The organism is Enterobacter sp. HG048, from assembly GCF_024702055.1.
GTDB lineage: Bacteria > Pseudomonadota > Gammaproteobacteria > Enterobacterales > Enterobacteriaceae > Enterobacter > Enterobacter dykesii.
Genome location: NZ_JANLIZ010000057.1, coordinates 1 through 224 on the forward strand (window position 1 = coordinate 1; position 224 = coordinate 224).

A 224-nucleotide genomic window follows, 5' to 3' on the forward strand; every position below is an offset into this window, starting at 1 on the left:
GCGACTAAGCGTACACGGTGGATGCCCTGGCAGTCAGAGGCGATGAAGGACGTGCTAATCTGCGAAAAGCGCCGGCGAGGTGATATGAACCTTTGACCCGGCGATGTCCGAATGGGGAAACCCAGTGTGATTCGTCACACTATCGTTAACTGAATACATAGGTTAACGAGGCGAACCGGGGGAACTGAAACATCTAAGTACCCCGAGGAAAAGAAATCAACCGA

At 52.2% G+C, this 224-nt stretch carries 1 rRNA gene; it reads left to right on the forward strand.

Going from position 1 to position 224, the window contains the following annotated elements:
• Window positions 1-224: ribosomal RNA gene (locus tag NUX24_RS21810) — 23S ribosomal RNA — on the forward strand; the annotation flags it as partial.